Origin of the sequence: Mycobacterium vicinigordonae (assembly GCF_013466425.1) — a bacterium.
GTDB lineage: Bacteria > Actinomycetota > Actinomycetes > Mycobacteriales > Mycobacteriaceae > Mycobacterium > Mycobacterium vicinigordonae.
This window is the reverse complement of the sequence record NZ_CP059165.1, coordinates 514,578-541,226: the sequence shown is the minus strand read 5'-3', so window position 1 is coordinate 541,226 and position 26,649 is coordinate 514,578. Positions and strand designations below refer to the sequence as shown.

Below are 26,649 nucleotides of genomic sequence, written 5' to 3'. Positions count from 1 at the left end.
TCGTCAAATCCATCGCCGTGACTGATGCTTACGCGGCGTGACGGCTTTCTAGTTGACCCGCGAATACAGCGAGGTGCCCGTTGGCGCATGCACTGGTTGCTCCGGAAGTCATGGCCGCGGTGGCCGCCGACGTCAAGGCGATCGGGGCTCAGCTCGCCAGCGGTAACGCAGCGGCTGCCGGCACCACCACCGCAGTGGCCAGCGCCGCCGCCGACGAGGTCTCCACCGCCATCGCGGCACTGTTCGCCCAGCATGCCCAGAGCTACCAAGAGCTGGCCCGCCAGGCCGCGGCTTTCCACGATCAGTTCACCACCAGCCTGTACGCCGCCTCGAACACATACCTGTCCGCCGAAAACGCAAACAAGGGCCTGCTGGGTCTGGTTAACGCACCCACCAACACACTCCTGGGCCGACCGCTGATCGGAAACGGCGCCGACGGAATGACCGTCAACGGCGTCGGCACGGCCGGCGGGCCCGGCGGGATTTTGTACGGCAACGGCGGCAACGGCGGGGCCAGCACCAATGCCGGAGCCGCCGGCGGGGCTGGCGGGTCGGCCGGGCTGCTCGGCAATGGCGGCATCGGCGGGCCCGGCGGGCCCGGCGGCGCCGGGGGCGCCGGCGGGAATGGCGGCTGTCTTTGGGGCAACGGCGGAGCCGGTGGCATGGGCGGAGCCGGTCTGGCCGGTGCCGGTGGCATGGCCGGCGGGGCGGGCGGAAGCGGCGGGGCCGGTGGGAACGCCGGTCTGCTGGGTCACGCCGGTGCCGGCGGGGCCGGCGGCAATGGTGGCGATGGTGGTGCGGGCTCAACCGGCCAGCAGGGCGCCGGTGGCGGTTCCGGCGGGCCGGGCGGCGCCGGTGGCACTGCCGGATTGTTCGGCCACAACGGCGCAGGGGGCGACGGCGGCATCGGCGGATCGGGCGGCAAGGGCGGTACGGGCCTTACCGGCCAGGAGGGCGCCGCCGGCGGCCATGGCGGCGCCGGCGGCGGCGGGGGCAATGCCGGCTCCGGCGCGGCCAACGGCAACGGCGGGCGCGGCGGCGACGGAGGAATGGGCGGTACCGGCGGGCAGGGCGCGGCCGACACTGGCAGCGGCCCAAGCGTCGGTGGCAACGGCGGCGACGGCGGCGACGCCGGCGCGGGTGGGGCCGCCGGGACCGGCGGGAACGGCGGAACCGTCGGCGCCTACGGCACCGGCGGCCGGGGCGGCACCGGCGGCCAGGGCGGCGCGGGCGCCAACGCCGCAGCCGGCTCCGGCGGTAACGGCACCAACGCGGCGAATGGCGGCTGGGGTGGGACAGGCGGTAACAGCGGCGCCGGCGGCACCAACGGCAGCGGCGGGATCGGCGGCGCCGGGGGTACCGGAGGAAACGGCGGCAGCGGCACCGCCGACACCGGCTCCGGTGCCGGCAAGGGCGGCAACGGCGGAGACGGCGGAGTTGGCGGGCAGAGCGGCCTGGCCGGAACCGGCGGAACCGGCGGCAGCGTGGGCACCGGCGGCGTGGGAGGTACTGGCGGCAACGGTGGTAACGGTGCCGCCGGCGCAGCCGGCACCGGTCACACAGGCGGCGGAGGCGGCCTCGCCGGGAACGGCGGCAATGGGGGCGGCGCTACCCTCGGCGGCGTCAACGGCGACGGCGGGACGGGCGGCAACGGCGGCAACGGCGGTGACGGCGGCTCCGGAGCGGCCGATACCGGCTCCGGCGGCGGCAATGGTGGTTACGGCGGCGACGCCGGCCAGGGCGGTACCGGGGGCTGGAGCGGCCAAGGTCCCGGTAGCAGCGGCACCTCCGGAACCGGCGGCAACGGCGGGGTCGGCGGGAACGGCGGGGTCGGCGGCGACGCAATCGCCGGATCTTCACACTACGGCGGCTACGGTGGCGACGGCGGCGACGGCGGATACGGCGGATACGGCGGCAACAGCCCACACGAAACCGGCGGCAGGGGCGGCAACGGCGGAAACGGCGGAAATGCGGCGGCTGGCGGTACGTCCGGTGACGGCAGCCAGGTGGCCTGGGGCACCGGCGGTGATGGGGGTACTGGTGGGACCGGTGGCTTCGGTGGTGCGGGCAGGATAGACCAACCCGGCGGTACCGGCGGGATGGGCGGCACGGGTGGCGAAGGCGGCAATAGCGGTACCGGCGGCACGGCCGGCAATGGTGGTACGGGTGGTGCCGGCGGTGGTGGCGGATACGGCGGTCCGGGCAACTACCAGCAGAACGGCTTCGCGGGCGGCAACGGCGGCAACGGCGGTACCGGCGGCGATCCGGGCACCGGCGGCAAGGCGGGCGTCGGCGGCAACGGTGGAACGGGCGGCGTCGGCGGGGGCGGCGGTTATGGGGGGACGGGTCAGGATTCGGCCGGCGCCCAGGGCGGAATAGGTGGCACCGGAGGTACCGGCGGGAATCCTGGCGCGGGCGGTATCGGCGGCAACGGCGGTGACGGCGGTACCGGCGGCCAGGGCGGTTACGGCGATAGCAGCGGTTCGGGTAACGGCTGGGCAGGCGGTGTCGGTGGCAACGGCGGCACCGGCGGCACACCGGGACCCGGCGGGGCTGCGGCTGGCAACGGGGGGCAGGGAGGCCTGGGCGGCACCGGCGGCTACGGTGCCAGCGGCGGCGGTAACCAGACCGGTTTCACCGGTGGCGTCGGTGGCGGAGGGGGCCAGGGCGGTACGGGCGGGGCGGCGCCGGCTGGTTCCGCCAACGGCAACGGCGGCGGTGGTGGTCAAGGCGGCCGGGGAGGTGGCGGCGGTTACGGCGGCTACAACGACGGCAACGACGCCGGGGAAACCGGTGGGGCAGGCGGTAACGGCGGTAACGGCGGTACCTTCGGCCAACCTGGCGCCGGCGCGGGCACCGCGGGCAATCAGGGCAGCGGGGGTGCCGGCGGAGTGGGCGGCACCGGCGGCGTCGGGGGTACCGGCTACTACAACGCCGATGCCGGTCAGGGCGGCACCGGCGGCCAAGGCGGCGAGGGTGCCGTCGGCGGGGCAGGCCAAGCCGGCGGCAAGGGTGGCTCGGGCGGCGTTGGGGGGCTCGGTGGCGGCGCGTCCGGTGACGGGAATGGCGGTACCGGCGGCATCGGCGGCAACGGCGGTACCGGTGGTAACGGTGGGTCCGGCGTTGTCACCGGCCAGGCCGGCGGCGCTGGCGGTGGAGGCGGCGTCGGAGGCAGCGGCGGCGCGGGCGGACAATCGGCCGGCAAAGGCAACGGCGGCAACGGGGGCCCCGGCGGACTGGGCGGTGACGGCGGTGACGGCGGCACGGGCGACGGCGCATCCGGCGGTGTCGGCGGCAACGGTGGCGGCGGCGGCTTTGGGGGTGTCGGCAACCCGCCCGGCGGTCTGGGCGGGTCCTCCGGTCTCGGCGGCGCCGCCGGCCAACATGGCTGAGCGTTTTGCATAGCAGCACGCCTCACGGCGCCGCGGAGCGCCCGCGCTGCAAGCCGACTCCTGTACTGATTGTTCGTAGAATGCGAACGCCTGTCCGCTGGTCAGCCGAAATTCCTGGCGGTGCAAAGAGAATGGCTGTGCCAAGCATGGTGATAGCTCGTCTGCAGCCAGTGTCTGGTCAGGTGGGTGGCGGCAGAGCTCAGCGACTTGAAAGTCTCCACCAGATCGCCGCCCCGCCGCGAGCGTCCCGGTTTTGCGCGCCGATTTCGCCGACCTCGAGGCTCGAAACCCTTTGTCAACGGCAAGTTGGAATTGACCCCCTTGTGACGAGTTGAGATTGACCCCTCTCTCGAACGAGACCTCCTCGCAGAGGTCGTCGGCAGGGCTCAACTGTCGGTGATGCGGAGGTTGGCGCGCCGTGTTGGGCTACGCCGTCCGTGCCAGCCAGACGGTGCGTTGCCCGCACGTGGGGTCTGTGACGGTGTGTGCGATGACCTCGAAACCGTTGTCGGCGAGTAGCGTGCGGTACTCAGAGGGGTCGAGGCTGGCGTGGTAGAGCGGTTCGCCCTGGTAGGTGCCGATCTGCTCGCCGGCTGATGGGCCGCTGTTGAACATCAGCACTGCGCCTGGTGCCGCGTGTTGCGCGAAGATCGGGAACATGCGTCTCTGATGATGCGGCGATAGGTGAAATAGACTGTCCCAGGCGATGATTCCATCAAATCGGCGGTTAAGAGCCAGCGTGCGCATGTCGGTGACATCCCACCGGTGATCTGGGAAGCGCTTTCTGGTCATCGCGATTATCGCGCTCGACGAGTCGACCCCGTGAAGCTGACATCTCTCGTCGATCAAGTACTGACCAATGGGCACCGCCGTTCCGCAGCCCACGTCGAGGACGGTGCGCTGATCGGGCAAAGCCGCCACGAATCGATCCAGCCACGTGCGTTCGGTCAGCTTTGCTCCTCGGTCGCGTGACCACACCCCAGCGTGACGGTCGTACAACGCGATGACCCGAACGGCATCCGGATGCTCGTCAACCATGCCTCCAGTATTGCCGCGGTGGTGGCCGATGGCTCAGTCGGTGGTGCGGTCCTTAGCGAAGGTCTCGCCCCAACGTCCGAACGGCAGGTTGCTGATGACCATGATCGAGCCGATCTCGTAGCGGGAGGCGATCAACTGGAAGAAGAGGTTGGCCGCGTCCTGGTCGAACGGGATGTAGCCGACTTCGTCGATGATGATGAGGCTTGTAGCGACGGATCTTCTTCAGCTCGGCCTCCAAGCGGTTGGCGTGATGCGCGGTGCGGATCCGCATGATCGTTCCGGCTGACTCGCGGTCAGCGACCTGGCGCTGCCACAGGGCGGCGAGGTGCTCCTCGTGGGACCAGTTCTCGTCGCGGGCCTGATCGGCCAGGTCCTCCCAGCACCGTCCGATGGTGGGGGTCTTGAGTGCTCGGGTCAGGTAGGCCAGCTGAGAGGGCAACCCGTCAGCTGGGATCCGGGAGTCCTTCGGCGCATTGGGGTCAATTCCGTTCCGACGCTAAAGGGTCATTCTCAATCCGTCGCCGACACCCTTAGTCGCGTCCTGAATTTGGCCTGTCCTATGCGCTTACTCCGTGGGGCTGAGTTCGCCAGGCGCGCAACGCCGAATCGATAGTGAGCTGTTCGCGAGCCCGGGTTGCATCGCTGACGTCGAGCCACTGCACCCGATGGTCCCGACGAAACCACGACCGCTGCCGTCGAACGTGGCGACGCGTCGCAAGGCAGGTCTTTTCCCGGGCGTCTTGAAGCGAGTTGACGTCACCACCCTCCCGTAGGGCAGTGAGGATCTGCGCATATCCCAGCGCGCGCGACGCAGTCACACCTTTACCTAGCCCGATCCTGAGCAGCGATACGACCTCTTCGACCAGGCCCTGCGCGAACATCGCATTGGTCCTTTGCGTCAAACGCTCGTCGAGAAGCTTTGTGTCACAGTCCAATCCGACGATCACAGTGTCCCACTGTGGACGGCCTATACGTGGCGCCGATGCCGAAAACGGTCGGCCGGTGATTTCGATTACTTCAAGCGCGCGCACCGTGCGCCGGGCGTCGCCCGCGGGAATCGCCGCGGCTGCGGCGGGGTCGCGACGGGCCAGCTCAGAGTGCAACTCCGTAGCTCCGACTTCAGCAAGCCGCAGCTCCCATCGCTCGCGGACGGCTTGGTCGGTCTCTGGAAACGACCAGTTGTCCAGCAGCGCTTGAATGTAGAGCATCGAACCGCCGACTAGAACCGGCAGCCCTCCGCGGTCGATGATAGCTTCGACGTCTGCCTTGGCCGCCCGCTGATAGCTCTCGACGCTGGCGGTTTGGGTTACCTCAAGTACGTCGATCTGATGATGGGGAACACGACGGCGCGCAGCAATAGGCACCTTTGCTGTTCCGATATCCATGCCCCGGTAAAGTTGAATCGCATCGGCGTTCACAATTTCTACCGCGGTCTTGCCGCTGAGCCGTTCCGCAATGCCGAGCGCCAATGCCGACTTGCCGGTTCCTGTTGGTCCAATGATCGCAATTGGTCTCATCCGCGTAAGACTTCTTCAGTACCGCTGCTTGCACGCTTGCCGGCGCGAGCGCCTGAGGGCAAGGGGATGCACGAGCACTTACTCGGCGGCACCCCCAGGGTTTCCGGATCCCCTGTCACCGAAGACGGTATCTCCGAGAGAGCAGTTACCAATGACATGGCGTTCCTACCGATAGCACGACTGTCCCTTGCCGTACCGCGGCCGCAGCCGTGTGAGCCACCTGCAAGGATTTCAATTGGTCTACCCGGTTCTCGATTCCCACTGAGAACAAATCTACTAAGGAGATACCAGTATCCCGACAGCGGAGTCAAATTCGTTGCGCCAACGACACTCTGCGCAATTGAAACGCCATTCTTTAATTCGAAGTACCTAGAGCTCTGATCAGCGACAATCAGCGTGGCGAGAGCACTGGCGCCAAGTTGTCGAAGTTGTGTGCCGCATACCTTGCCGACCGATATCCTCGCGATCCTCCGGTGCCACTGTCACTATCAGCAGGCATCACACCAGATGGCCGCCGGCGGAAGGAGGTCCACAGAAGCTGGACGCCAGTTGTCAGGATTCGCGTCCAACGTAGCGAGTGCAGACACCTGATCGCGGCACCACGGCGACACAACAAACGTGCCCCGTTTGACACTTTGAACAAAGTCTGTCCATTCGAACGTACGGATGGAGTCCGTCTCGGCTGGATCGGGTTGCGGCACTTGCGAGGTCGTCGCCGAGAATACTGGACAGATCTCGTTTTCGACGATCCCGTTGCCCATCACCGCTCGGTAGCGGAAATCAGGCAATATGAGCTTGAGATCGGTGAGCGTGACACTGAGTTCCTCACGAACCCGACGCCGTACTGCGTGGGTCAAAGCCTCTCCGGGCGCCGGGTGCCCGCAACAACTATTGGTCCATATTCCAGGCCACGTTGCTTTCGTCGAGGAGCGCCTGGTGACATAGAGACGTCCCGCCGAGTCGAATATGTAACACGAATAGGCGAGGTGCAGGGGTGTGGCCTCGTGGTGGACAGTCCGCTTTTCGGCTGTCCCGCAGGCAAACCCACTGTCGTCGAGAAGAACAACATGCTCCATACCGGCTACGACTCCTGACGGTGCTCGACGCAAGCTTCTACGCTCCTAACAACTGCGTGAGTCGTCGTTGACAACACAGACGGTGATAGCTTAAGCATGCCCGACCAACCCGTTCAAACATAGAGCACCGATACCGTGCCCGCCTGTGATATGCGGATTATGCTGTGTAACAATGTTATTAGCGGTATTATCCGTACCATGAAGCAGGTCATCGCCGCCCACGTGATGGAATACGATCACAGCGGTGGAAAGTTGAGCCTGGTATTCAACACCGGTTGCGATAGCCGCAGATTCGCCCGGGTATTGCGGGAGTTGAACGGCGGCGAGCGCTCGTTCCTTGCGTTGTGGGCAATCCCACCCAATATGGACTACGAAACAGCCAGGGCGGCAGGGCTTGACGCGTTGTGCATTCGGGCCACCGGCCGCAGTGATGCGATGGCCGTCGAGATCTGCAAGGTAAGCGACTCCGAATGGGCCACCGCACAGGTACGTTATGCAGTTGGTCGCCGCGATGAGCAGGCTGATCGGGCACTCGATACGCCCGCGACACATTCCCACTGTGAAATACAGCGTCGTTTCGTCTTTTTCAGTCCTGACGAGGTCGCCAACATGTTCTACGACTACTTCTCGGCAGGCGATATTGGCCCGTGTTATGACTTGCGCCCACAGCTTCGCTACCGGCATGACGGCACAACATCGCCCTCCGCGACCTTCGACGCGTATCATGGTGCTACCACCCTGGCTTGAGATCATTTGGTCATCTGCATCCTGCGTATGACGATGCAAGTAGTACTGGTGCTCAACGCAATTGGATTCCATATTTCCGCAGAGCACCAGCCGCAGACGAGTTCATCTGGTCCAGCGCTCGGCTGGTTGTCTAGTCTCCCAACCGTGAATTAGCTACTTGCATCGAAAGCAAATGGGAGGGCGTGCTTTCGGTTTGGTTCCCGCTACCCAGTGTCGCCAGCCGGCGGTGAAAGCTTAGCCGGATGGATTCATCGAGAGCGTCAAATGCACTAGCCAGCCGGGTGGCAACTACCAGTCGCTTGATCGCAGCGCTACGTGCAAAGCCCCGATCGCAAAGATTTTCGAGCCAATCGAGCAGTCCGCGATAATGTCCGTCGGGGTCCAACATCACCACCGCTTTCTGGTGTATCCCGAGACTCGCTGCCGTCCAGATGTCCAGGAGTTCCTCTAGCGTGCCCAGGCCACCGGGTAGAGTTAGGAAAGCGTCGGCGCGCTCAGCCATGAGTCTCTTGCGTTCGGCAAAGGTGTCAGTGACGATCAGTTCATGGGCGCCAAAGTCGGCCAGCTCGGCTTGCAAGAACATGTTTGGAATAACACCCGTCGTGTGCGCTCCAGCAGCCCTTGCCGCCCGTGCCAGCTCACCCAACATGGCAACATTGCCGCCTCCTGATACGAGGTGCCACCCGCGACTGCCGATTTCAGTGCCGACATTGGCCGCAAGGCGCATGCTTGCCGAGTCGTGACCATCGGCGGCGCAGTAGACGCATATCGTAGGAGCGGCGTCGAGCCCAGAGGGGGACAACGGATCTAGTTCGGATCTGACATATCCGGCTGCCTCGAGCAGTTGTACGATCCGACCGAGTTCCTCGGTTTCGATGTGCGCGGTGCGTAACTCATAGTGACGGGGTGTCGCGTCCGTTTTTCCAGTCCCGAACGGGTGACGGTTCATAGACGGTCCTCCAGCACTTTCCTCGACTGCGTCAGCAGTTGCCCGTCGACTCTGGTCAGAATGTCGTGAATCACCGAGCTTTGCGCTATCTCCGTTTTCGCACCGACCCGGGTCCGAATCTCAAGCAGATAGGCCGTTGTCTCGATCCGGCCGCTGCGCAGCGGCACCACGGCGATGACAGACAACCAATGCCTTCGCTGGACCGGTGCCCCGGATCTCTGGTCCCACCGCCGTAGCGCGTCCGCGATTGCTACGCGGCTCGACACTTGCCCACGGCCCGGGACATGCTCGAATGTCGCGTCCTCAGCGAATGTTTCTGCGTGCGCATTGATGTCGTGAATATCCAGCAAGCGCATCTGGCGGCCGTAGAAACTTTGGACCTCGGCGAATAGCTCGTGGGCCGGCGTGCCCCGCTGGATGCGGCGAACCAGTCTCAGCCAGCGCGGTAGTGGCTTCATGCCGCGGTAACCACCATTAGGTGTCCTAAACTCGGCAACACTATGTTGGTGTTGCGATTTGGTGGCCGTCGTTCGGCGAGAGCCAAGTGCGGGAGTCGTCGCAGGAGCGCATCTACGGCGACCTCGCACTTGAGACGCGCCAGGCGCGCTCCGAGGCAGTAGTGCATCCCAGCACCAAACGTGACAGCCGCGCGAGTATCGCGCGTGATGTCAAACTCATCCGGCCGCTCAAATACCAGCTCATCTCGGTTGGCTGACCCCACAAAAGCGATAACAGGCTGGCCCGCTGCAATCCTTACACCGCCGAGCATGACGTCCTCTACCGGTTTGCGAGCCGCCGCCGACTGGACCGACCCGTGAAGGCGGAGACTTTCATTTACGGCCCCTGACAACATCTCCGGATGAGCCTGAAGCACTGCTCGCTGTTCAGGATGCGTCCATAAATCGGCAACGATATTGCCGATCTGCGCGACGGTGGTGCCGTACCCGGCGAAAACGATTTGCACACATAAGGACAGCAGCTCCTCATGCTTCAACAGACCTGTATCGCGGGCGGTGATCAACACGTTAAGCAGGCCTGGCCGCGACCGAGCATGAGTTGCAACCACATTGTCGAAGTAGCCCAGCATGGATATGGCGGCTGTGCTCGCGTCCTCCATGACCGCGGTATCCTTCCGCAGATCGAATCCTCCCCCGAATTGGGAAATCCACACGGCCAGACGTGGATCCACGTCGTCAGGGGCAAGCCCTACAAGGGCAGCGATCACGCTCATAGACAAGGGTGCAGCGTAGTCGTCAATCACGTCGAAGCAGTGCGCGGCTTGAAGTTTTTCGAGCAGGCGGTCCGCCGTCTCGACTGCGACGACCCGAAGGGATTGGACCGCGGACGGCGCGAATGCGTGCGCTACGAGCGAGCGCAGACGTCCGTGGTCGGGTGGGTCAAGCGACAACAGCAGCCTGTCCGATAGCGCCGCGAACCCGTCGACCGCTGCGGGCCTACCGTTGGACACGGAATTCCGCCTGAACCGTCGATCTTTAAGCATCGAAACCACATGTTCGTGCCGAAACAGATACCAACAACCCGCGCCACCGACCTTGAAGGGCCGACCCCAGTGCACCGGGTCGTGGCGCCGGTAGCGCGCGTAGATCACATGTGGGCTTCGATCCAGGTCCTGGTCATGCGGATCGAAGCGCGGCAGCAGTTCGTCGGTCATAGGCTTCAACTTGAGTTTGACGCTGCGGCAATGGAGTTGCTCATCGTTAAGGTACCGATACTAGCGGGATGTTGCGCCCTGGATACGTTGCGTTTCAAATAGTTCCGTTCGAAGTGCGTATGCGGCCCTACGAAGAGCACGTTTGGGCGGCATTACTACCGTTGCCTCACAATCATTTCGGAGTGGCGAAGCAGAACAGCTCGTATGTCATGAGTCGTTGTTTGAAGGCCGTAAACATCAATTCCTCGGTACCAGTCGCGTAACTAGAGTCAAGCCGCATCTTCCAGTACGGAACGGTCCACGCGGTTAGGTCAACCCGCTCGCAGGCGACCAACCCAGCGTCGCGCGCCGCCTGCTCATACTCGTGCGGCTGATGAATGTTGGTGCAGTAACGCTCGTCGACGCGCTCCTTTACATCCCCCGCACCTACACCTATTCCTGCACACCAAGCGATCACGACGATCCGTCCGTCCGCCACCAGCACCCGATCGAACACGGCAAACATCAATCCCAGATCGTCGATGTGCTCCGTACTCTCACACGCCCAAACCGCTTGATATCGACGCTCGGAACCGTCGACCGTCGCGGAGCGGTAAATCTCAAGCATGTCGGCGACCTTAAAGCTCACGCGGTCATCAATGCCACGCGCCTGCGCGGTGGCCGTCGCAAACCGCGCCTGCTCAGGGGACAGCGTGACGCCATCTACCGCGCAACCGAAGCGCTCATGAATCATCGTCGCCCCTCCGCCGGCGCCGCACCCTGCGTCCAACACCACACCGTCTGCAGTCGGATTACCGAGGTGTTTCAGCCCGTAACTGACGAGGTCTGCTTCTAGACGATGCAGCAAGTCCAGTCGATCCACCTCGCACGTCGGCGCCGGACGGTCGAGAAGATAAATCCCGTTGTGGTTGAAGAACAGTCCGTCCCGGGAAGCAAGCACGGCATTCAAACCATCCGCATCGCGGGTCTTGCAATCGTATAGAGCGGCCACCGACGCCTTCCGTGCATCGGACGAGCCGGCCACCACCTCGATCGTGCTCAATTCAATTCACTTCCTTACTTTGTGAGTCGACTAACGGCGGACTGAGCTGCGGCCGACGGGTAGGTAATGGTCAGTCACCTATGCAGGAGGGAAAATTTCGCTGTCAGCACCTGCGAAAGCGAACGTGCTTCTCGGCCTCTAACAGGTCGCGTGGTCGTTGCACTGGGCCGAGGCGATGAGCGGGGGTTGGGGCTTGCCTACCAGGGGTACGCCAAGTCCGATACCGCGCGTTTTCGGCGTCTGGCCACGCTCGCTGGCGTCGCCTGCCCGGGTCCGACGGTGCTGTAGCATCGGCCCGTCTGCGATCAGGTAGTGCGGTGCGGCATTGGTGATTTCGACAACTACGACATCGCCGGGCCGCACCGAGCCGGGCTGTTCTGGACGGAAGTGCACGAGACGGCCATCTCGGGCGCGACCACTCATTCGGGCGGTTGCGGCGTTCTTGCGGCCATCACCGGCGGCTACCAGTAGCTCCACCTGACCACCCACCAGGGATTGGTTGTTCTCCAAAGAGATTCGGTCCTGCAGTACAACTAATCGGTTGAAGCGGTCTTGAACCACGCTCTTCGGAATCTGGTCAGTCATCTCTGCCGCGGGAGTGCCGGGCCGGGGTGAGTATTGGAACGTGAACGCACTCGTGAAGCGCGCTCGTTCCACCACGTCGAGGGTCTGCATAAAGTCGTCTTCGGTCTCGCCGGGAAAGCCCACGATGATGTCGGTGGTGATCGCCGCATGCGGCATCGCACACCGAACTTTATCGATGATGCCGAGATATCGGTCGCGACGGTACGAGCGACGCATTGCCTTCAGAATCCGGTCGGAGCCGGACTGCAGCGGCATGTGGAGGTGGGGGCATACGGTCGGCGTCTCCGCCATAGCAGCGATGACGTCGTCAGTGAATTCGGCAGGGTGCGGGGAGGTGAACCGGACCCGTTCCAAACCCTCGATTCGTCCGCACGCACGTAGTAATTCTGCGAACGCTCCGCGATCGCGCGGCGGCGTCGGATCGCTGCTAGCGAGTGAACCTGGGTCTGCAAAATTCACCCCGTACGAGTTGACGTTTTGGCCCAGCAGAGTCACGTCGAGCACGCCCTGCTCAACTAGGGCCTGCACCTCAGCAAGGATGTCGCCCGGTCGGCGGTCGACCTCTTTGCCACGCAGCGACGGCACGATACAGAATGTGCAGGTGTTGTTGCAGCCGACTGAGATAGACACCCACGCCGCATAGGCTGAGTCGCGCGAGGCAGGCAGGGCCGACGGGAACGTTTGTAGCGAATCGTGGATCTCGACCTGCGCCTGCTGATTGTGTCGCGCGCGCTCCAAAAGTATTGGTAGTGAACCGATGTTGTGAGTGCCGAACACAACGTCAACCCATGGCGCATGTTCTAGCACGGTGTGCCGGTCCTTCTGCGCCAAGCATCCACCAACTGCGATTTGCATGCCTGGATGGCTTGCCTTGATGGGAGCGAGGTGCCCCAGGGAGCCGTACAACTTGTTGTCCGCGTTTTCGCGCACCGCACAGGTGTTGAACACCACGAGATCTGCTGGGGCGCCCGGCGCGGCCTTCACGTAACCAGCACCCTCAAGCAGACCGGCCATCCGCTCAGAGTCGTGCGCATTCATGAGGCAGCCCAGCGTGCGCACCTCATAGGTGCGGGCCGCCGATGCAGTTTCAGCCGGCGACTCGCCGACAGCAAACCTGTCGCCGATACCGGAGTCATGTGCCACGAGTCGCTCCTCCAAAATCTGGGTCAAGCCGGTAATTGGGTGCCACCGATCCGCGAGCTCAAAGCAATCTTCTAATTGCAGCCGGATGATCTCGGATTTACGTCTGGAGAAATATACAATTCAACAGCTACCGAGTGGCTGCAAACTTATTTCCCACTGATCTGTCAGCAGCAAAAGTAGGAATTGGCGAGGATTGCCAAACCACCTTGATAAGGTGCAGAACTTTCCTCCCTCTTCGAGGGCGGATAGCGGTATTGAGTGTTAACCGGCCTCCTTTGGAGGGAGGTGCGGGAAATTGTAGGAGTGCCGGGCCTCCTTTTCAGGGAGGTGCGGCGGTTGCTGCGGGCCGGGCCTCCTTTTCAGGGAGGTGCGGCACAGTCCCGAATCTCCTTTTCAGGGAGCCACGAGACACTGCTGGGGGTTACCGGGCCTCCTTTTCAGGGAGGTGCGGCGGTTGCTGCGGGCCGGGCCTCCTTTTCAGGGAGGTGCGGCACAGTCCCGAATCTCCTTTTCAGGGAGCCACGAGACACTGCTGGGGGTTACCGGGCCTCCTTTTCAGGGAGGTGCGGCACAGTCCCGAATCTCCTTTTCAGGGAGCCACGAGACACTGCTGGGGGTTACCGGGCCTCCTTTTCAGGGAGGTGCGGCACAGTCCCGAATCTCCTTTTCAGGGAGCCACGAGACACTGCTGGGGGTTACCGGGCCTCCTTTTCAGGGAGGTGCGGCGGTTGCTGCGGGCCGGGCCTCCTTTTCAGGGAGGTGCGGCACAGTCCCGAATCTCCTTTTCAGGGAGCCACGAGACACTGCTGGGGGTTACCGGGCCTCCTTTTCAGGGAGGTGCGGCGGTTGCTGCGGGCCGGGCCTCCTTTTCAGGGAGGTGCGGCGGTTGCTGCGGGCCGGGCCTCCTTTTCAGGGAGGTGCGGCGGTTGCTGCGGGCCGGGCCTCCTTTTCAGGGAGGTGCGGCACAGTCCCGAATCTCCTTTTCAGGGAGCCACGAGACACTGCTGGGGGTTACCGGGCCTCCTTTTCAGGGAGGTGCGGCACAGTCCCGAATCTCCTTTTCAGGGAGCCACGAGACACTGCTGGGGGTTACCGGGCCTCCTTTTCAGGGAGGTGCGGCACAGTCCCGAATCTCCTTTTCAGGAAGTGGTGGGATCGGGGCTTTCCTGTCCCCTTAAGAGAGGGGTGAGGATTCCGCTTGGAGGAGCTTCCTTGCTGTGTCTGAAGTCACTATAACCACGCGCATCAGACCATCGCAAGTGTTTTGTATAAAATAAATTGGACTATGTGTTCCGAGGCCTTAAACGCACGGGTGAACTTGAAGTTTCGGGGGCTGTGGCAAAATTAGATTTCGGTTCTAGTTGAAGATTCCTTGGCAGGTAGCAACCCTGCACGGTTCTCGGCAGACAATGGCGCCGCCCGCTAAGTTTCGGATTTGGAGGTTCTTGTGTGATAGGGCGACTTGGGTCCGACACTGCGGCCGCTAACAGCGGGCCTATTACTCGCGAGACGTGCTGTGGCGGATCGGGTGGCACCAGGTCGCGCTTGCCTGGTCGAGCTGCGGCAGCTCGTCTAGCTCGCTGTCACAACATCGCAGCGGGATCCCCGACCGGGTTGGTATAAGCCATGTCACCGCCAAGGCGGAACGGGCGAGCAGGGTGACAATCGTCCTCGTTGATCCACGCCGTCCTTCGCTAGTCCCGATGGCAGCGATCGAGTTGCTTTGTCGCGACGTGCAATACACGGAAGAACTGCCTGTCATGGTGGCCTGGTTGCCACCATGGGCTCAACCGATCGATTCTGGGCAGAAGGCTTCTGTGTTGCTGTCTTCTGATGCCTCACATCCTGTGGTCATTTCCAGGATCGCTGCGGGAGAGCAGTTGGTCTCGGGTCCATCGCCGCAATGCGGAGAGCGGTTGATTGACGCAGTCGCACTGATCGACAAACTGCGCGTGGAGGGATCCTGGGAAGCGAACCAGACTCATGAGTCGTTTCGCCTGTATCTGCTGGAGGAAGTCTACGAACTGCTGGACGCGGTACGTACTGGCGATTCTGATCAACTGCGCGAAGAACTAGGCGACCTGCTACTACAAGTGATTTTTCATGCGCGGATCGCCGCAGATGCACCCATTAACGGATTCACGATTGACGACGTTGCCGAAGCCCTGGTGCAGAAGTTGGAAGCCCGACGGCTGGGAGTGCTCGCGGGCGAGTCGCCCACGTTGGATCAGCAGTTGGCTCAGTGGGAAGGCCACAAAGCCGCCCAGAAGGCGCGCACCTCTGCGATCGACGATGTCTTGCACGGTCAGCCAGCATTAGTCCTGGCTCAGAAAGTGATTCAACGAGTTGTCCGAGCTGGCCTACCGGTCGACCTGATACCGAGGAAGGTGACGTCCGTGGCGATCTCGGCTGATACTGACGCGGAAAACAACTTGCGCACCGATGTCGTCGCGTTCATGGATACCGTCCGGGCCGCCGAGCTTGCAATCGCCGCCAGTCGCCGCAACGCCGACGTTACAACGCAGGTTGATGCCGCACCGGTCGGTCTGATCAATGACATCAGTGAAGAGGAGTGGCGTGCTTATTGGCCGTCAGACACCACCACCAGCGATGCTGGGACTGAACAATGCCGCGAGTAGGCATGACTCGTCACGGGACGACGTCGCAGAGCTCCAGGTGCTCACCCAGACCACACTCCGACTCGTTCGCTCAACGCACTAGGGCCATCGCGAACCCATCCCAGCCTTTGCTGCCGACGGTCTGCAGCGCTACCGCATCCAGCCGCGGGTGCTCACCCATCGCCTGCAGCGCCGCGCGGCTCGCGACGACGCGGGTGTCCTCGGATTCGGTCAGGATCTGGCCATCGCGGATGACGTTGTCCACCACGATCACCGTTCCGGGATGCCCGAGCTTGATCGCCCATTCGAGATAGGCGGCGTTGTTCTCCTTGTCGGCGTCGAGGAACACCAGGTCGAACGGTCCGCCGGTGATCGTGGGCAACGTGTCCAGTGCGGCGCCCGTCACCACCTGCACCCGGTCGCCCAACCCCGCTCGCTGAAGGTTCGATCGCGCGACCTCTGCATGCAGCGGGTCGTATTCCAGTGTCACCACGAGCCCCTCAGGCCCGGCGCCGCGCGCCAGCCAGATGGTGCTGTACCCGCCCAGCGTGCCCAGTTCGAGAATGCGGCGGGCTCTCGTGGCCGAGGCCAGCAGGCAAAGGAACTTCCCTTGCTGCGCCGACACCGCGATGTGCGGCAGCCCGGCCGCATCACTGGCTTCGATTGCGGCGGCCAGCGCCGGATCCGGACCGATCAGCGTGCTGTCCAGGAACGCGTCGACGGCTTGAGGTGTTGTGTCTTCAGGCATAGGTCAACGCTAACCCCTTCGTTGATTTGGCGATCTTGACAATTCGCCAGTGCGAGACGACGTTGAAAATCTTGGCTGACGTCTCGGGGGTCCGGCTCATGATTGCCGTGGAATCAATTGAACCGCGGCCCGTCCGCGACGGTATCGGCATGGCGAAGGGCTGAGGGGGTGGTGGCATCCAGGTTCGACGGCGTCGACGGCCGCGCGTTCACCGCGAATCCGCGCCGATTCCTTTACCGGGTACCCCTATGGGGTATATGCTGACGGGGCGGAGGTTACCCACTCCGACTTGTTTCCGAAGATTGAGGTGAATCGAATGACAACTCACGAAGCTGGAACCGAGCTGACTTGCGGCCACGAGGGTTGCGGCTGTCGCGTTCGTGTCGAGGTCCCCTGCCACTGCTCCGGCGCTACCGAGCCCTACCGCTGCACGTGCGGCGAAGCGCTCGTACCCGTCCAGTAGTCCCGGCTTGCCGGGCGTGCGTTCGGCCGTGCCCCTCAGTGCCCGAACGCACGCCCGGTCAACTCCACCTCGGCCACCATTTTCAAGTCTGTTGCCGAGACACCCACCGCCACCAGATGCCGGCCCGGCGCGATCCGCCAACTCCCCTCGCGATAACGCGAGAGTAGTCGCGGATCCGATTCGATGCTGACGCGGCGCGATTGACCGGGTTCGAGTTCCACTCTGGCGAAACCCAGTAGCCGTAAACACTTTTCATTAGGCGTGCCAGCCAGGTACAGCTGCGGCACGTCGGCTCCGGTGCGCTGACCGGTGTTAACCACGGTGACCTCGGCGGTCACCGTCTCACCACCGGTGAGATCGAGGTCGCGGTACTCGAAGCTGGTGTAGGACAGTCCGTGGCCGAACGCGAACAGCGGGATCTGCCCGGTTCGCGCGAACCAGCGGTAACCGATGTCCGCGCCCTCGGAATAATGGATACTGGTCGGTGCTCCGGGCGGAACATCGGGCAGGTGCGGACGCGGCGTCTGGTCCAGGCCGGCAGGGAAAGTGATCGGTAGCCGTCCAGACGGATTGACTTGGCCGGTAAGCACTTCCGCGATAGCACTGCCGCCTTCTTGACCCGGATACCAAGCCTGTAGTACGGCGTTCACCGACTCGAGCCAGGGCATGGTGACCGGGTTGCCCGTCTGCAGCACCACTAGCGTATTCGGGTTGGCGCCGGCCACGGCGGCGATCAGGGCGTCCTGCCCCCACGGAAGCGACAAGTCGGCGCCGTCGAAGCCCTCGCCTTCGGCGCGGACGGCGAACACGATCGCGACATCCGCCCGCCGCGCCACCGGTAGCGCCTCGGCCGGGCTGATACCGGGATCGAATTCGATCTGCGCTTGCGGTAACGCTTTTCGCAACGCTTCAAGCGGACTCGACGGCGTCAGGTACAAATTCCGCATCCCGGCCTCCAGCCCGGATCCGCCGATCGGGATCACGTCTGCGTAGCCGCCCGGCGGCAGCACGGTGCTGGACCCGTAGCCGGCCGGCACACCGCGATGTGCATATCCGCCGATGACGGCGATCCGGGAGTCCGGTTTCAGCGGCAGCACTCCCCGGTTGTGCAGTAACACGATGCCCTGCCGAGCCACCTCGGCGGCAACGTCGTTGTGCGCGTTCGTGTCCGGTGACGGTAGGTCGCTCCATCGGTCGATCCCGACAGCGAACATCGACCGCAGGATCCTTCGCACCATGTCCGACAGCCGGTCCCTGGTAAGCAGACCGTCGGCGAACGCGGCGCGCAGCGGCTCACCGAAAGTTTCGGCCTGCCAAAGCAACGCGTCGATCTGCGCGCCGCACTCCTGATCCAGGCCTGCCAGTGCACACTCCCAGCTCGGCGTGCCACCCCAGTCCGACATCACCCAGCCGCGGTACCCCCAGGCCGTTTTCAGCACGTCGCCGAGCAGCGCGCTGTTGGCCGCGCAGTATTCGCCGTTGACCTTGTTGTAAGCGGCCATCACCGCGCCGGGCCGGCCCCGCTCTATGGCGATCTGGAACGCCAGCAGGTCAGATTCCCGGTGCGCGTCCGGGTCGATCAGCGCGTCCAGCCAGTGCCGGTTGGTCTCGTTGGAGTTCAGCGAGAAGTGCTTGGCGGTCGAGATGACGCCGTGCTGCTGGATGCCCAGGATCTGCTCTGCGGCCAGCGCACCACTCAAAAGTGGATCCTCGGAAAGGTATTCGAAGTTACGGCCGCAGCGCGGATCCCGGGCCAGATTCATCGAACCCGCTAGCTGGACGTTGATTCCCCGGCTGCGTGCCTCGGCCCCGATCACCGATCCGGCGGCGTGGGCCAGCTGCGGATTGAAGCTGGATGCCAGCGCCAGCCCGGCCGGCAGCGCCGTGGCGGTGTCACCCGGGCGGAAACCTGGGTTCGTCACGCCCAGACCGGCGTCGCTCATCCGCAGCGACGGCACCCCGAGCCGGTCTATCCCTGGCACGTAGCCAGCACTCATTGGGACTCCGGCGGGGATTCGCTCGTCGTGCAGAGGCCACATGTCACCGGCGCCCATTACCCCGACCAGCAGCGCGAAGCGTTCGTCGTCAGTCAGCTGGGCTTCGACCTCATGCGCCCGAGCGTCGGGATCATCGCCCGCGTCGTCACCGGACTTACTCGACTGTCCGCCTCCTCCTCGGGCCGACCAGCGGCCCGCGTCGTCACCGGACTTACTCGACTGTCCGCCTCCTCCTCGGGCCGACCAGCGGCCCGCATCGTCACCGGACCCGGTCATCGCACACCTTCCTTCGCGTAGACGACCCGCAACACGTGACCGACTTCGGCCCCCATCACCCACTCTGCCAGTGCGCACATCGTCGCCACGAATGCCGGGCCGTGCGGCGGCGGCTGTTGGCATAGGTGGTGCGCAATCTCGTGCAGCACCACCAATTCCCGCATCGCCCAGTCGGCGGTAGCCCGGTCCGGGACGGCGACAACACCAGTGCCACCGCGGTTTTCATAGTGCGCGGCAGTAGCAGCGCGGCGTGCCCGCACCCGCAGTGGCGACGCGCCGGGCCAACGTTCGCGCACCGCGGGAAGCGTGAGCACCTCGTCGACATAGCGTTGCACCGACTCCACCGACGCGAACCGACCCTCGGGCGGCAGCGTCAACTGCGTGCCGAAGAACTCCACGCTGGGTGATCCGTGCTCGGCAGCGCGGTCGAACATCGTCCGGACAAACCCCTCGGCCGCATACACCTTTGCGCGCTGGGAGTCCCGCGGCGATGCCGCCGAGGTCAACGGCCCAGCGCGGTCCGCGCCCCGGGTAACTCAGGACTGTTGCCCAGCCGCGCCCGCCGGCCCGCGCGGTCGCCCGCGCGCCGTGCCGCCGACGAATACCCGGCAGTGGCGCGGTTCGCCTGCCAGCTGCCGCGGGCCTTCGAGGTGCTGCGGTAGAAGTCGTGCAACTCGACCTCCTTGTCCCGCAACGCAATTGCGGTGCCCGGCGCTCGCGCCCGGTCCTTGGTCACTTCCTGGCGGGCCTGCTCGCGGGCCTCGGCAAGCCGCTGCCCGACCCGCGCGCCGAATGCCAGCTGGAAGTTGAGCCGCGCGGTGATAGTCGGTGTGGGCCGATGCGCTCCGGTCGCAAGGTATGCGTCCGACGCCCGGACCATCTGCACCACCAGGCTGGCGTAAAGCGCGTGCGTGGCGTCGATGTCCTCGCCGAATCCGTAGGCGTACAGGAACGCCGAATTCGACGCGATGTCGCAGCGCACGTCGTTCGCCGCGGCGATGAGTACGAAAAGCTGCACGTACGTGCGCAGTCCGCGGGTGCCTGCGTTGCCGATGGTGATAGTGCGCTGGACGGGTGCCTGCGCCGCGGATCGGTTGGAGGAATGCGAACGCGCCACCGCCAGGTCGATGGACGCGGCCGTCGCCAACCGCTGTGCAGCGCTCAGGAACGCATCGGCTTCGTGGGTGTTGTCGGTACCCTCCGCCTGACGTAGCAGTGCCGCGATACGGGACAGCATCTTGTCGTCGGTCATGGCGCCAAATTACTCACGGGGTACGACAATTCGGTCATATCCGCAGGTTGATCCACGAGATCACGTCGCGCAGCACCTGGTCCTGCTCGGGCTCGTTGAACACCTCGTGGTACAGCCCGGGATATTCCTTGAGTTCCACGTCGGCCGAACCCACGCACTCGATCAGGCGGCGGCTGCCCGCGATCGGGATCAGCCGGTCGTCGGTGCCGTGCACCACCAGCAACGGAGCCGTCATCGCAGGGGCGCGCTGCGGCATGGTCTCACCCACCTGCAGCAAGGCCCGGCCAATCCCGAACGGCACCCGGCCGTGGTACACCAGCGGGTCGCTCTCGTAGGCCGCCACCACTTCCGGGTCGCGGGAGATGCCGCTGACGTCGAGTTCCTGCACGGGCAGCCCGGGCGCAAGGGCGCCCAGCACTTTAGCCGCGAACGCGACCACCGGGTTCACCAGATCCTGGGCCGCCACCGCCGGCGCCGAGAGCACCATCAGGTCGTAGTTGTCGGGCCGCTCCACCCCGTAGGCGAACACGATCCCGCCGCCCATGCTGTGTCCGAGGACGATGCGCTTGAGGCCGGGATGCTCCCTAGTAGCGATACCGACCAGGGTGTCGAAGTCCGCGGTGTACTCGGAGATGTCCCGCACCACCATCCGCTTGCCGCCCGAGCGTCCGTGGCCCCGGTGGTCGAGCGCATAGGTGATTAGCCCTGCTTCGCCGAACCGCTGAGCGACGTGGTCGTAGCGGCGGGCATGCTCACCGAGCCCGTGGGCCAGCACCACCAGCGCGCGCGGCGCGACTTCCGGCGTCCACACGTCGTAGACGATGCACGCGCCGCCGAGACCGTCGAATGTTCTCTGGGTGCGGGTGGTAGTCATCGAGTGCAGCTTACGGGCTCGCCGACGACGCCACGCGGCGTGTGTCGGAGGCTCTGCGTAACCTCAAACGAGTGAGTGTCGTCACCGAAAACACGCGAAATGAGCGGCTCGGCAAGCCGAGCGCAGACTTCTCCACCCACACCGAACCCTTTCGGCGTGAACTACTCGCACACTGCTACCGGATGACCGGCTCGCTACACGACGCCGAGGACCTGGTGCAGGAGACGCTACTGCGGGCCTGGAAGTCCTATGACCGGTTCGAGGGCAAGTCCTCGGTACGCACCTGGTTGCACAGGATCGCCACCAACACCTGCTTGACCGCCCTGGAAGGCCGCCAACGCCGGCCGTTGCCGACAGGACTGGGCACCGACAGCTCGGACCCGACGGCCGACCTGGTAGAGCGCGCCGAGGTGCCATGGCTAGAGCCACTGCCCGGAAGGTCCGACGATCCAACCGACCCCTCGGAAATCGTCGGGTCGCGGGAGTCGGTGCGGCTGGCGTCCGTCGCCGCACTGCAGCATCTCTCGCCGCGGCAACGCGCGGTGCTGCTGCTGCGCGATGTGCTGCAGTGGAGGGCGGCCGAAGTAGCCGAGGCCCTGAGCACCACCACCGTCGCCGTCAATAGCCTGCTGCAACGCGCCCGCGCCCAGCTCGACGCCGTCGGCCCGAGCAGCGAGGACCGGTTGTCGGCGCCCGATTCAGCCGAAGCGCAGGACATGCTGGCCCGCTACATCGCCGCATTCGAGGCCTACGACATCGACCGGCTGGTCGAGTTGTTCACCACCGAGGCGATCTGGGAGATGCCGCCTTATACCGGCTGGTATCGCGGGGCGCGGGACATAATCACGTTGATCCACCAGCAATGCCCAGCCGAGCTGCCCGGTGACATGCGGATGATTCCGCTGGTTGCCAACGGTCAACCGGCCGCGGCCATGTATATGCGCGTAAGCGACCGGCATGTGCCGTTTCAACTACACGTGCTCGACGTCCGCCCCGACGGGGTCTCCCACGTGGTGGCGTTCCTCGACGGGTCGCTGTTCGCCAAATTCGGGCTGCCGGAGTCGCTATGATCCCCACCGCCACGGCCGTACCCGGCCAACCGGCACTGTTGCTGGGCGCCTTCGACATTGGCAGCGTCGGCTACACCGTGCAGGAGTTCTTCGTCTCCGGTACGGCCAGGTCGTACGTCCCCGAATCAGACCTGCGCGCCGACGGATGCTGGACCGTAACTCCTTCGGCCACAGCCAATTACACCACGCGGATCGTAGTGCTCACGCCTACCGATCCCGCTCGGTTCAACGGGACTGCGCTGGTCGAGTGGCTCAACGTCAGCGGCGGCATCGACGCTCCGGCCGTATGGATGATGGCGCACCGCGAAGTCATCCGCGCGGGTTACTCCTACATCATGGTCTCGGCTCTAAAGGTCGGCGTCGACGGCGGCACCAGCCTGCTCGGCATCGACATGTCGCTGAAGAGCCAGAACGCGGAACGCTATGCAGCGCTCAGCCACCCCGGCGACGTGTTCGCCTATGACATCTTCTCCCAGGCCGGCGAACTCGTCCGGGACGGTAGGGTCCTTGGTGGCTTGGCCGCCGAACATGTTGTCGCGCTCGGCGAATCGCAATCGGCGATGTTCCTCACCAGTTACGTTAACGCCGTCGACCCGCTCGCCCGTGTCTACGACGGGTTCCTGGTGCATTCCCGGTTCGGTCCGGCCGCGCCGCTGGGCGACGGGTCCATCTTCGACCAGTTGCAGCCTGACGCACCGGATCAAGCGGTCAAATTCCGTCCCGACCTGCGCGTCCCGGTCATGACGATCATCACCGAGACCGACCTATACGGAGCCGGACGGCAGGGCTACTACGCCGCGCGGCGGCCCGACGACGACCTGCTGCGCGTTTGGGAGATCGCCGGCTCCGCGCACGCCGACAACTACACGATCCAGGTCGCGTTCATCGACTCCGGGTCCGCACCGCTCGACGCTATCGTCGGCGCCTACCAGCCCACTAATATCCTGATGGGCCAACAGCTTGATCATTTCATCAACTTCGGCCCGCAACACCACTATGTGGCACAGGCAGCGCTCGCCGCGCTGAACGATTGGGTCGCCACCGGCGCGATACCGCCGGCCGGCCCGGCGTTGGAAGTGCGTGAAGCCGAGCAGCCGCAGCCGGTTCTGGACGTCAATGGCATCGCCGTGGGCGGGGTGCGAACGCCGTGGGTCGACGTCCCGATCGCCAGGACATCCGGCGCAGGCGAAATGCGCGAGGACAACATCATGGGCGCCATCTTCGGCTTCGGCGAGCCATTCGACGAGGCCACCCTAGGTCAGCTCTACCCCGGGGGGTTCGACGAATACATCGGCCGCTTCACCGCCGCACTCGATTCCGCGATCGGTGCCGGCTTCATCCTGGCGGCTGATCGCGACGAGATCCTGCAACTCACCGCGGCGACGTACCCGCGCGGCTAGAACAGCCGGCTGTCCGGTGCCGGCCCGGGCACCGAATGCACCAGGCCGGCCCCGGTGATCAACGGTAGGTCCAGCGCAGACAGCAGCCCGGGCCGCGCCGCACACACCGCCGGAATCGCGTTCACCATCCGCGACGCGCCCGCCATCCGGGCACCCAGGTCGTGGTCACGGTCCTCGGCCATCTCGAACTCGCACCGCATGCTCGGTGAGCCTTCGATCTCGACGCGGTACAGGCCGCGCCCGGACGCCGCCCCGTAGCCGAGGTCCTTCGGCTCGATGCTGATGCGCGGCTGCGGCCAGTCTGGCGCGATGTCGTCGGACATCCGCGTCACGTGGTCGAGCACGAAAGTGGCCTTCTCGCCGACGTATCCGGTCAGCGTCGAGCGCATCGCCGCAATGGTGCCGGCGGCGATCTGGCCGGTAGGCGTGTCGAAGGACTCAGGGGCGGCAACCCTTTCGACGTTCTCCTCGATGCGGTCGATCTTGATATCGAGACCGGCGGCCAGTTGATGCAGCACCGGCCCCCACCCGAAGGTGAAGATCCCGGGTGTAGCGGCGAATGGCGTCACCTCGGGTGGCTTTCCGAAGCCCAGGATCTCGTACACCGCCTCCGGGTCTGGATAGGTTGCGTAGTTGAACATTTCGGTCACCCGTACCGACTCGATGACCCGCGATACCCCCGAGAGTGCCAGCGGTAGAATGTCATTGGCGAATCCTGAGTCTATCCCGGTGGTAAAGAACGACACCCCGCCATCCAGTGCCGCCTGCCGCAGCGGCTCGGTGAGCGCGTCAAGTTCTGGAGCGTCGGGAAACACGAGCGGCACGACCGAACACGACACCACGTTCTTGCCGGCCTGCAGGATCGAAACCATGTCCTGTACCGCTTCCAGCGGGCGCAGGTTCGCCGCCGCCGCGTATACCACTACGTCGGCGTCCCCGGCCAGCAGCGCAGCGGGGTCCTGGGTTGCCACCACCCCGACCGGCCCGATCCCACACAGTTCCCCCGCGTCGCGGCCGGCTTTGGTGTCGCTGTGCACCACCAAGTCGACCAGTTGCAGCTGTGGATGGTCGATGACGCCGCGCAGCGCAATCACACCCATTGACCCGGGGCCCCACACGCCCACCTTCAACACATTGTCTCCTAATATTAGGACATACGTTTTAATATTTTGGACGGATGGTAGGGAGTCGCCGTGGTCACGTCAACCGCCAAGTCGCCGCCGACCAGCCGTGTGATGGCCGTACTCACCGCGCTGGCCGATGCTCCCGACGGGTGGTCGTCGGCTGAGCTGGCCAAGACCTGTGGCATCAGCACCTCGACGTGTGCGCTGATACTGGCCGAGCTTGAGCGACGCACCTGGGTGGCCCGCCGCGACGACCGCCGCTATGCACTGGGCAGTGGGCTGTTCGGCCTGGTGCACGGGCTGCGCCGCACTTTCCCCCTGCTGGACCGCGGGCGCGAGGCGTTGCGCTACTTGCATCACACCCTGGGCGCGGGCTGCTCCATGTCCAAGATCGGCGATCGGCATCTCACTACGGTCGACGCGTACGGCCACGGCACCGACGGCGAGCACGCCGTCGGACAGCGGTTCCCGATAGATCCGCCGTTCGGACTGGTCGCCGTGGCCTGGCGCGACGACTACTTCTTGCAAGCCTGGCTGCGCCGGGTCACCCCACGACCGACGGCCGCCGACGTGGCGGATTACCGACGGGTGCTCGCCGACATCCGCGCCCGCGGCTACGGCGCATGGCGGTTCGACGACACCCACCAGCCGCTGCACGATCGCCTGGCCCACGTGCTGGCATCCCTGGAGCCCACCTCGGCGGTCACCCGCAAGCTGACCACCCTGATGACCATGGTGACGCTGCGATCGGTCACTGACAGCATCGAAAGCGACTTGGCAACAACCGAATTCGTGGTACTGCCAATTTTCGGGCACGATGGCCAACCGGAATACCAGATCGAGATTCACCTGGGCGGGGCGCCTCGGATGTCGCTGCCCGAGCTCGAGGATGCGCTGCAGCACGCCCAGGGCCTGCTTGCCGCATTACTGTAGAACCATGCCCGTGGATATCCGGCGCGCGGCCGACCGGGCCGTCACCACTACGGATTGGCTGCAATCGCGGCATTCTTTCTCGTTCGGCGACCACTACGATCCGCACGACACCCACTTCGGCCTGCTGCTGGTGAACAACGACGACATCGTCGCTGCCGGCACTGGGTTCGCCACCCATCAACACCGTGACATGGAGATCCTCACCTGGGTATTGGAAGGCGAACTGACGCATCAGGATTCGACGGGTACCCGCGGCGTCATCTACCCCGGCCTGGCCCAGCGGATGTCCGCGGGCAGCGGCATCCTGCACTCGGAGACAAACGATTCCACCACGCAGGCAGTGCATTTCATCCAGATGTGGGTTATTCCCGACGAGGCGCCGATCACACCGAGCTACCAGCAGGACGAAGTCGACAATCAGCTGGCCAACGTCGGCTTGGTCACTGTCGCCTCCGGCATTCCCGGCCGCGACGGCGCCCTCACCTTGCACAACCGCGCCGCGGCGCTCCACGTGGCACGGCTACGTGCGGGCGATACCATTACCCTGCCTGATGCGCCCTACCTGCATGTTTTCGTAGCCCGAGGAGACACCCGCCTCGAGGACGGCCCCGAGCTGACCGGCGGAGATGCGGCCCGGCTCACCGATTCGGGCGGTCGGCGCCTCAACGCCGAACACACCGCAGAAGTACTGGTCTGGGAGATGCACGCAAAGCTGGGTGGCTGACCGACACTA

At 64.7% G+C, this 26,649-nt stretch carries 21 protein-coding genes and 2 pseudogenes; 8 read left to right on the top strand and 15 right to left on the bottom strand.

Annotated features, from left to right (window positions below; all coding sequences use genetic code 11):
* The first annotated feature begins 80 nt into the window (after positions 1 to 80).
* Positions 81 to 3,392: a PE family protein gene (locus tag H0P51_RS02390; protein ID WP_180916468.1), complete on the top strand. Its 3,312-nt coding sequence runs from the start codon at positions 81 to 83 to the stop codon at positions 3,390 to 3,392.
* 426 nt (positions 3,393 to 3,818) lie between these two features.
* On the opposite strand, the gene H0P51_RS02385 is transcribed toward H0P51_RS02390, so the two are convergent.
* The 4 genes and pseudogenes from H0P51_RS02385 to idi all read right to left on the bottom strand — a co-directional run bounded on the left by H0P51_RS02385 (position 3,819) and on the right by idi (position 7,023).
* Positions 3,819 to 4,430 carry a class I SAM-dependent DNA methyltransferase gene (locus H0P51_RS02385; protein ID WP_180916467.1) on the bottom strand — a complete coding sequence of 204 codons (612 nt, stop codon included), beginning with the start codon at positions 4,428 to 4,430 and terminating at the stop codon, positions 3,819 to 3,821.
* A 48-nt stretch (positions 4,431 to 4,478) separates the two neighbouring features.
* Positions 4,479 to 4,914: pseudogene (locus tag H0P51_RS29160) on the bottom strand (ATP-binding protein); the annotation flags it as partial.
* 73 nt (positions 4,915 to 4,987) lie between these two features.
* Positions 4,988 to 5,947, bottom strand: a complete 960-nt coding sequence (gene miaA, locus H0P51_RS02375; protein ID WP_180916466.1) for a tRNA (adenosine(37)-N6)-dimethylallyltransferase MiaA — start codon at positions 5,945 to 5,947, stop codon at positions 4,988 to 4,990.
* Between the two features lie 488 nt (positions 5,948 to 6,435).
* A complete protein-coding gene (idi, locus tag H0P51_RS02370; protein WP_180916465.1) occupies positions 6,436 to 7,023 on the bottom strand; it encodes an isopentenyl-diphosphate Delta-isomerase in 588 nt (195 codons plus the stop codon).
* A 198-nt stretch (positions 7,024 to 7,221) separates the two neighbouring features.
* Between idi and H0P51_RS02365 the strand changes: the two genes are divergently transcribed.
* The gene (locus H0P51_RS02365; RefSeq protein WP_180916464.1) at positions 7,222 to 7,770 is read left to right on the top strand and encodes a hypothetical protein; all 549 of its coding nucleotides are present in this window, start codon (positions 7,222 to 7,224) and stop codon (positions 7,768 to 7,770) included.
* A gap of 130 nt (positions 7,771 to 7,900) precedes the next feature.
* Here the strand turns inward: H0P51_RS02365 and H0P51_RS02360 are convergent, their stop codons facing one another.
* The 5 genes from H0P51_RS02360 to miaB all read right to left on the bottom strand — a co-directional run bounded on the left by H0P51_RS02360 (position 7,901) and on the right by miaB (position 13,056).
* Positions 7,901 to 8,719, bottom strand: coding sequence for an LOG family protein (locus H0P51_RS02360; RefSeq protein ID WP_180916463.1), 819 nt, complete (start codon positions 8,717 to 8,719; stop codon positions 7,901 to 7,903).
* Positions 8,716 to 9,177: a nuclear transport factor 2 family protein gene (locus tag H0P51_RS02355; RefSeq protein WP_180916462.1), complete on the bottom strand. Its 462-nt coding sequence runs from the start codon at positions 9,175 to 9,177 to the stop codon at positions 8,716 to 8,718. Before H0P51_RS02355 ends, H0P51_RS02360 begins: the two co-directional genes overlap by 4 nt.
* Complete coding sequence (locus H0P51_RS02350) at positions 9,174 to 10,391, bottom strand: cytochrome P450 (RefSeq protein WP_246398341.1); 1,218 nt, start codon at positions 10,389 to 10,391, stop codon at positions 9,174 to 9,176. Before H0P51_RS02350 ends, H0P51_RS02355 begins: the two co-directional genes overlap by 4 nt.
* A gap of 172 nt (positions 10,392 to 10,563) precedes the next feature.
* Positions 10,564 to 11,433: a methyltransferase domain-containing protein gene (locus H0P51_RS02345; protein WP_180916461.1), complete on the bottom strand. Its 870-nt coding sequence runs from the start codon at positions 11,431 to 11,433 to the stop codon at positions 10,564 to 10,566.
* A gap of 138 nt (positions 11,434 to 11,571) precedes the next feature.
* Positions 11,572 to 13,056: a tRNA (N6-isopentenyl adenosine(37)-C2)-methylthiotransferase MiaB gene (miaB, locus tag H0P51_RS02340; RefSeq protein WP_246398679.1), complete on the bottom strand. Its 1,485-nt coding sequence runs from the start codon at positions 13,054 to 13,056 to the stop codon at positions 11,572 to 11,574.
* Positions 13,057 to 14,819: 1,763 nt separating this feature from the next.
* On the opposite strand from miaB, the gene H0P51_RS02335 reads away from it, so the two are divergent.
* Positions 14,820 to 15,800, top strand: a complete 981-nt coding sequence (locus H0P51_RS02335) for a nucleoside triphosphate pyrophosphohydrolase (protein ID WP_180916460.1) — start codon at positions 14,820 to 14,822, stop codon at positions 15,798 to 15,800.
* Positions 15,801 to 15,870: 70 nt separating this feature from the next.
* Here the strand turns inward: H0P51_RS02335 and H0P51_RS02330 are convergent, their stop codons facing one another.
* Positions 15,871 to 16,527 carry an O-methyltransferase gene (locus H0P51_RS02330; protein ID WP_180916459.1) on the bottom strand — a complete coding sequence of 219 codons (657 nt, stop codon included), beginning with the start codon at positions 16,525 to 16,527 and terminating at the stop codon, positions 15,871 to 15,873.
* Between the two features lie 316 nt (positions 16,528 to 16,843).
* On the opposite strand from H0P51_RS02330, the gene mymT reads away from it, so the two are divergent.
* The gene (gene mymT / locus H0P51_RS28315; RefSeq protein ID WP_246398338.1) at positions 16,844 to 16,990 is read left to right on the top strand and encodes a copper-binding metallothionein MymT; all 147 of its coding nucleotides are present in this window, start codon (positions 16,844 to 16,846) and stop codon (positions 16,988 to 16,990) included.
* 35 nt (positions 16,991 to 17,025) lie between these two features.
* Here mymT and H0P51_RS02325 read toward each other — a convergent pair whose 3' ends face one another.
* The 4 genes from H0P51_RS02325 to H0P51_RS02310 form a co-directional block, all read right to left on the bottom strand.
* Positions 17,026 to 19,263, bottom strand: a complete 2,238-nt coding sequence (locus tag H0P51_RS02325; RefSeq protein ID WP_180916458.1) for a glycoside hydrolase family 3 protein — start codon at positions 19,261 to 19,263, stop codon at positions 17,026 to 17,028.
* Positions 19,260 to 19,697, bottom strand: coding sequence for a TIGR04338 family metallohydrolase (locus tag H0P51_RS02320; protein WP_246398336.1), 438 nt, complete (start codon positions 19,695 to 19,697; stop codon positions 19,260 to 19,262). Before H0P51_RS02320 ends, H0P51_RS02325 begins: the two co-directional genes overlap by 4 nt.
* A gap of 68 nt (positions 19,698 to 19,765) precedes the next feature.
* Positions 19,766 to 20,515, bottom strand: coding sequence for a DUF2786 domain-containing protein (locus H0P51_RS02315; RefSeq protein WP_180916456.1), 750 nt, complete (start codon positions 20,513 to 20,515; stop codon positions 19,766 to 19,768).
* A gap of 34 nt (positions 20,516 to 20,549) precedes the next feature.
* A complete protein-coding gene (locus tag H0P51_RS02310) occupies positions 20,550 to 21,389 on the bottom strand; it encodes an alpha/beta hydrolase (RefSeq protein WP_180916455.1) in 840 nt (279 codons plus the stop codon).
* Between H0P51_RS02310 and H0P51_RS02305 the strand changes: the two are divergent.
* Positions 21,337 to 22,459 (top strand): annotated as a pseudogene (locus H0P51_RS02305) (sigma-70 family RNA polymerase sigma factor). The gene H0P51_RS02310 and the pseudogene H0P51_RS02305 overlap by 53 nt on opposite strands.
* The gene (locus H0P51_RS02300; protein ID WP_180916453.1) at positions 22,456 to 23,859 is read left to right on the top strand and encodes an alpha/beta hydrolase domain-containing protein; all 1,404 of its coding nucleotides are present in this window, start codon (positions 22,456 to 22,458) and stop codon (positions 23,857 to 23,859) included. The pseudogene H0P51_RS02305 and the gene H0P51_RS02300 overlap by 4 nt, the downstream one beginning before the upstream one ends.
* Here the strand turns inward: H0P51_RS02300 and H0P51_RS02295 are convergent.
* The gene (locus H0P51_RS02295) at positions 23,856 to 24,992 is read right to left on the bottom strand and encodes an NAD(P)H-dependent amine dehydrogenase family protein (protein ID WP_180916452.1); all 1,137 of its coding nucleotides are present in this window, start codon (positions 24,990 to 24,992) and stop codon (positions 23,856 to 23,858) included. The two genes, H0P51_RS02300 and H0P51_RS02295, sit on opposite strands and share 4 nt — an antisense overlap.
* A gap of 102 nt (positions 24,993 to 25,094) precedes the next feature.
* Here H0P51_RS02295 and H0P51_RS02290 point away from each other — a divergent pair, with 102 nt between their 5' ends.
* Positions 25,095 to 25,916: a helix-turn-helix domain-containing protein gene (locus H0P51_RS02290; protein ID WP_180918687.1), complete on the top strand. Its 822-nt coding sequence runs from the start codon at positions 25,095 to 25,097 to the stop codon at positions 25,914 to 25,916.
* A gap of 4 nt (positions 25,917 to 25,920) precedes the next feature.
* On the top strand, positions 25,921 to 26,640 hold the full coding sequence (locus H0P51_RS02285; RefSeq protein WP_180916451.1) for a pirin family protein: 720 nt from the start codon (positions 25,921 to 25,923) through the stop codon (positions 26,638 to 26,640).
* Positions 26,641 to 26,649: the final 9 nt, after the last annotated feature.

Coding starts and splice junctions, on each gene's coding strand:
- H0P51_RS02300 (WP_180916453.1), top strand. CDS start 22,456: ATGATCCCCACCGCCACGGCCGTACCCGGCCAACCGGCACTGTTGCTG.
- H0P51_RS02330 (WP_180916459.1), bottom strand. CDS start 16,527: ATGCCTGAAGACACAACACCTCAAGCCGTCGACGCGTTCCTGGACAGC.
- H0P51_RS02360 (WP_180916463.1), bottom strand. CDS start 8,719: ATGAACCGTCACCCGTTCGGGACTGGAAAAACGGACGCGACACCCCGT.
- H0P51_RS02385 (WP_180916467.1), bottom strand. CDS start 4,430: ATGGTTGACGAGCATCCGGATGCCGTTCGGGTCATCGCGTTGTACGAC.
- H0P51_RS02315 (WP_180916456.1), bottom strand. CDS start 20,515: ATGACCGACGACAAGATGCTGTCCCGTATCGCGGCACTGCTACGTCAG.
- H0P51_RS02365 (WP_180916464.1), top strand. CDS start 7,222: ATGAAGCAGGTCATCGCCGCCCACGTGATGGAATACGATCACAGCGGT.
- mymT (WP_246398338.1), top strand. CDS start 16,844: ATGACAACTCACGAAGCTGGAACCGAGCTGACTTGCGGCCACGAGGGT.
- miaA (WP_180916466.1), bottom strand. CDS start 5,947: ATGAGACCAATTGCGATCATTGGACCAACAGGAACCGGCAAGTCGGCA.
- H0P51_RS02310 (WP_180916455.1), bottom strand. CDS start 21,389: ATGACTACCACCCGCACCCAGAGAACATTCGACGGTCTCGGCGGCGCG.
- miaB (WP_246398679.1), bottom strand. CDS start 13,056: ATGAATGCGCACGACTCTGAGCGGATGGCCGGTCTGCTTGAGGGTGCT.
- H0P51_RS02355 (WP_180916462.1), bottom strand. CDS start 9,177: ATGAAGCCACTACCGCGCTGGCTGAGACTGGTTCGCCGCATCCAGCGG.
- idi (WP_180916465.1), bottom strand. CDS start 7,023: ATGGAGCATGTTGTTCTTCTCGACGACAGTGGGTTTGCCTGCGGGACA.
- H0P51_RS02290 (WP_180918687.1), top strand. CDS start 25,095: ATGGCCGTACTCACCGCGCTGGCCGATGCTCCCGACGGGTGGTCGTCG.
- H0P51_RS02285 (WP_180916451.1), top strand. CDS start 25,921: ATGCCCGTGGATATCCGGCGCGCGGCCGACCGGGCCGTCACCACTACG.
- H0P51_RS02325 (WP_180916458.1), bottom strand. CDS start 19,263: ATGACCGGGTCCGGTGACGATGCGGGCCGCTGGTCGGCCCGAGGAGGA.
- H0P51_RS02350 (WP_246398341.1), bottom strand. CDS start 10,391: ATGACCGACGAACTGCTGCCGCGCTTCGATCCGCATGACCAGGACCTG.
- H0P51_RS02320 (WP_246398336.1), bottom strand. CDS start 19,697: ATGTTCGACCGCGCTGCCGAGCACGGATCACCCAGCGTGGAGTTCTTC.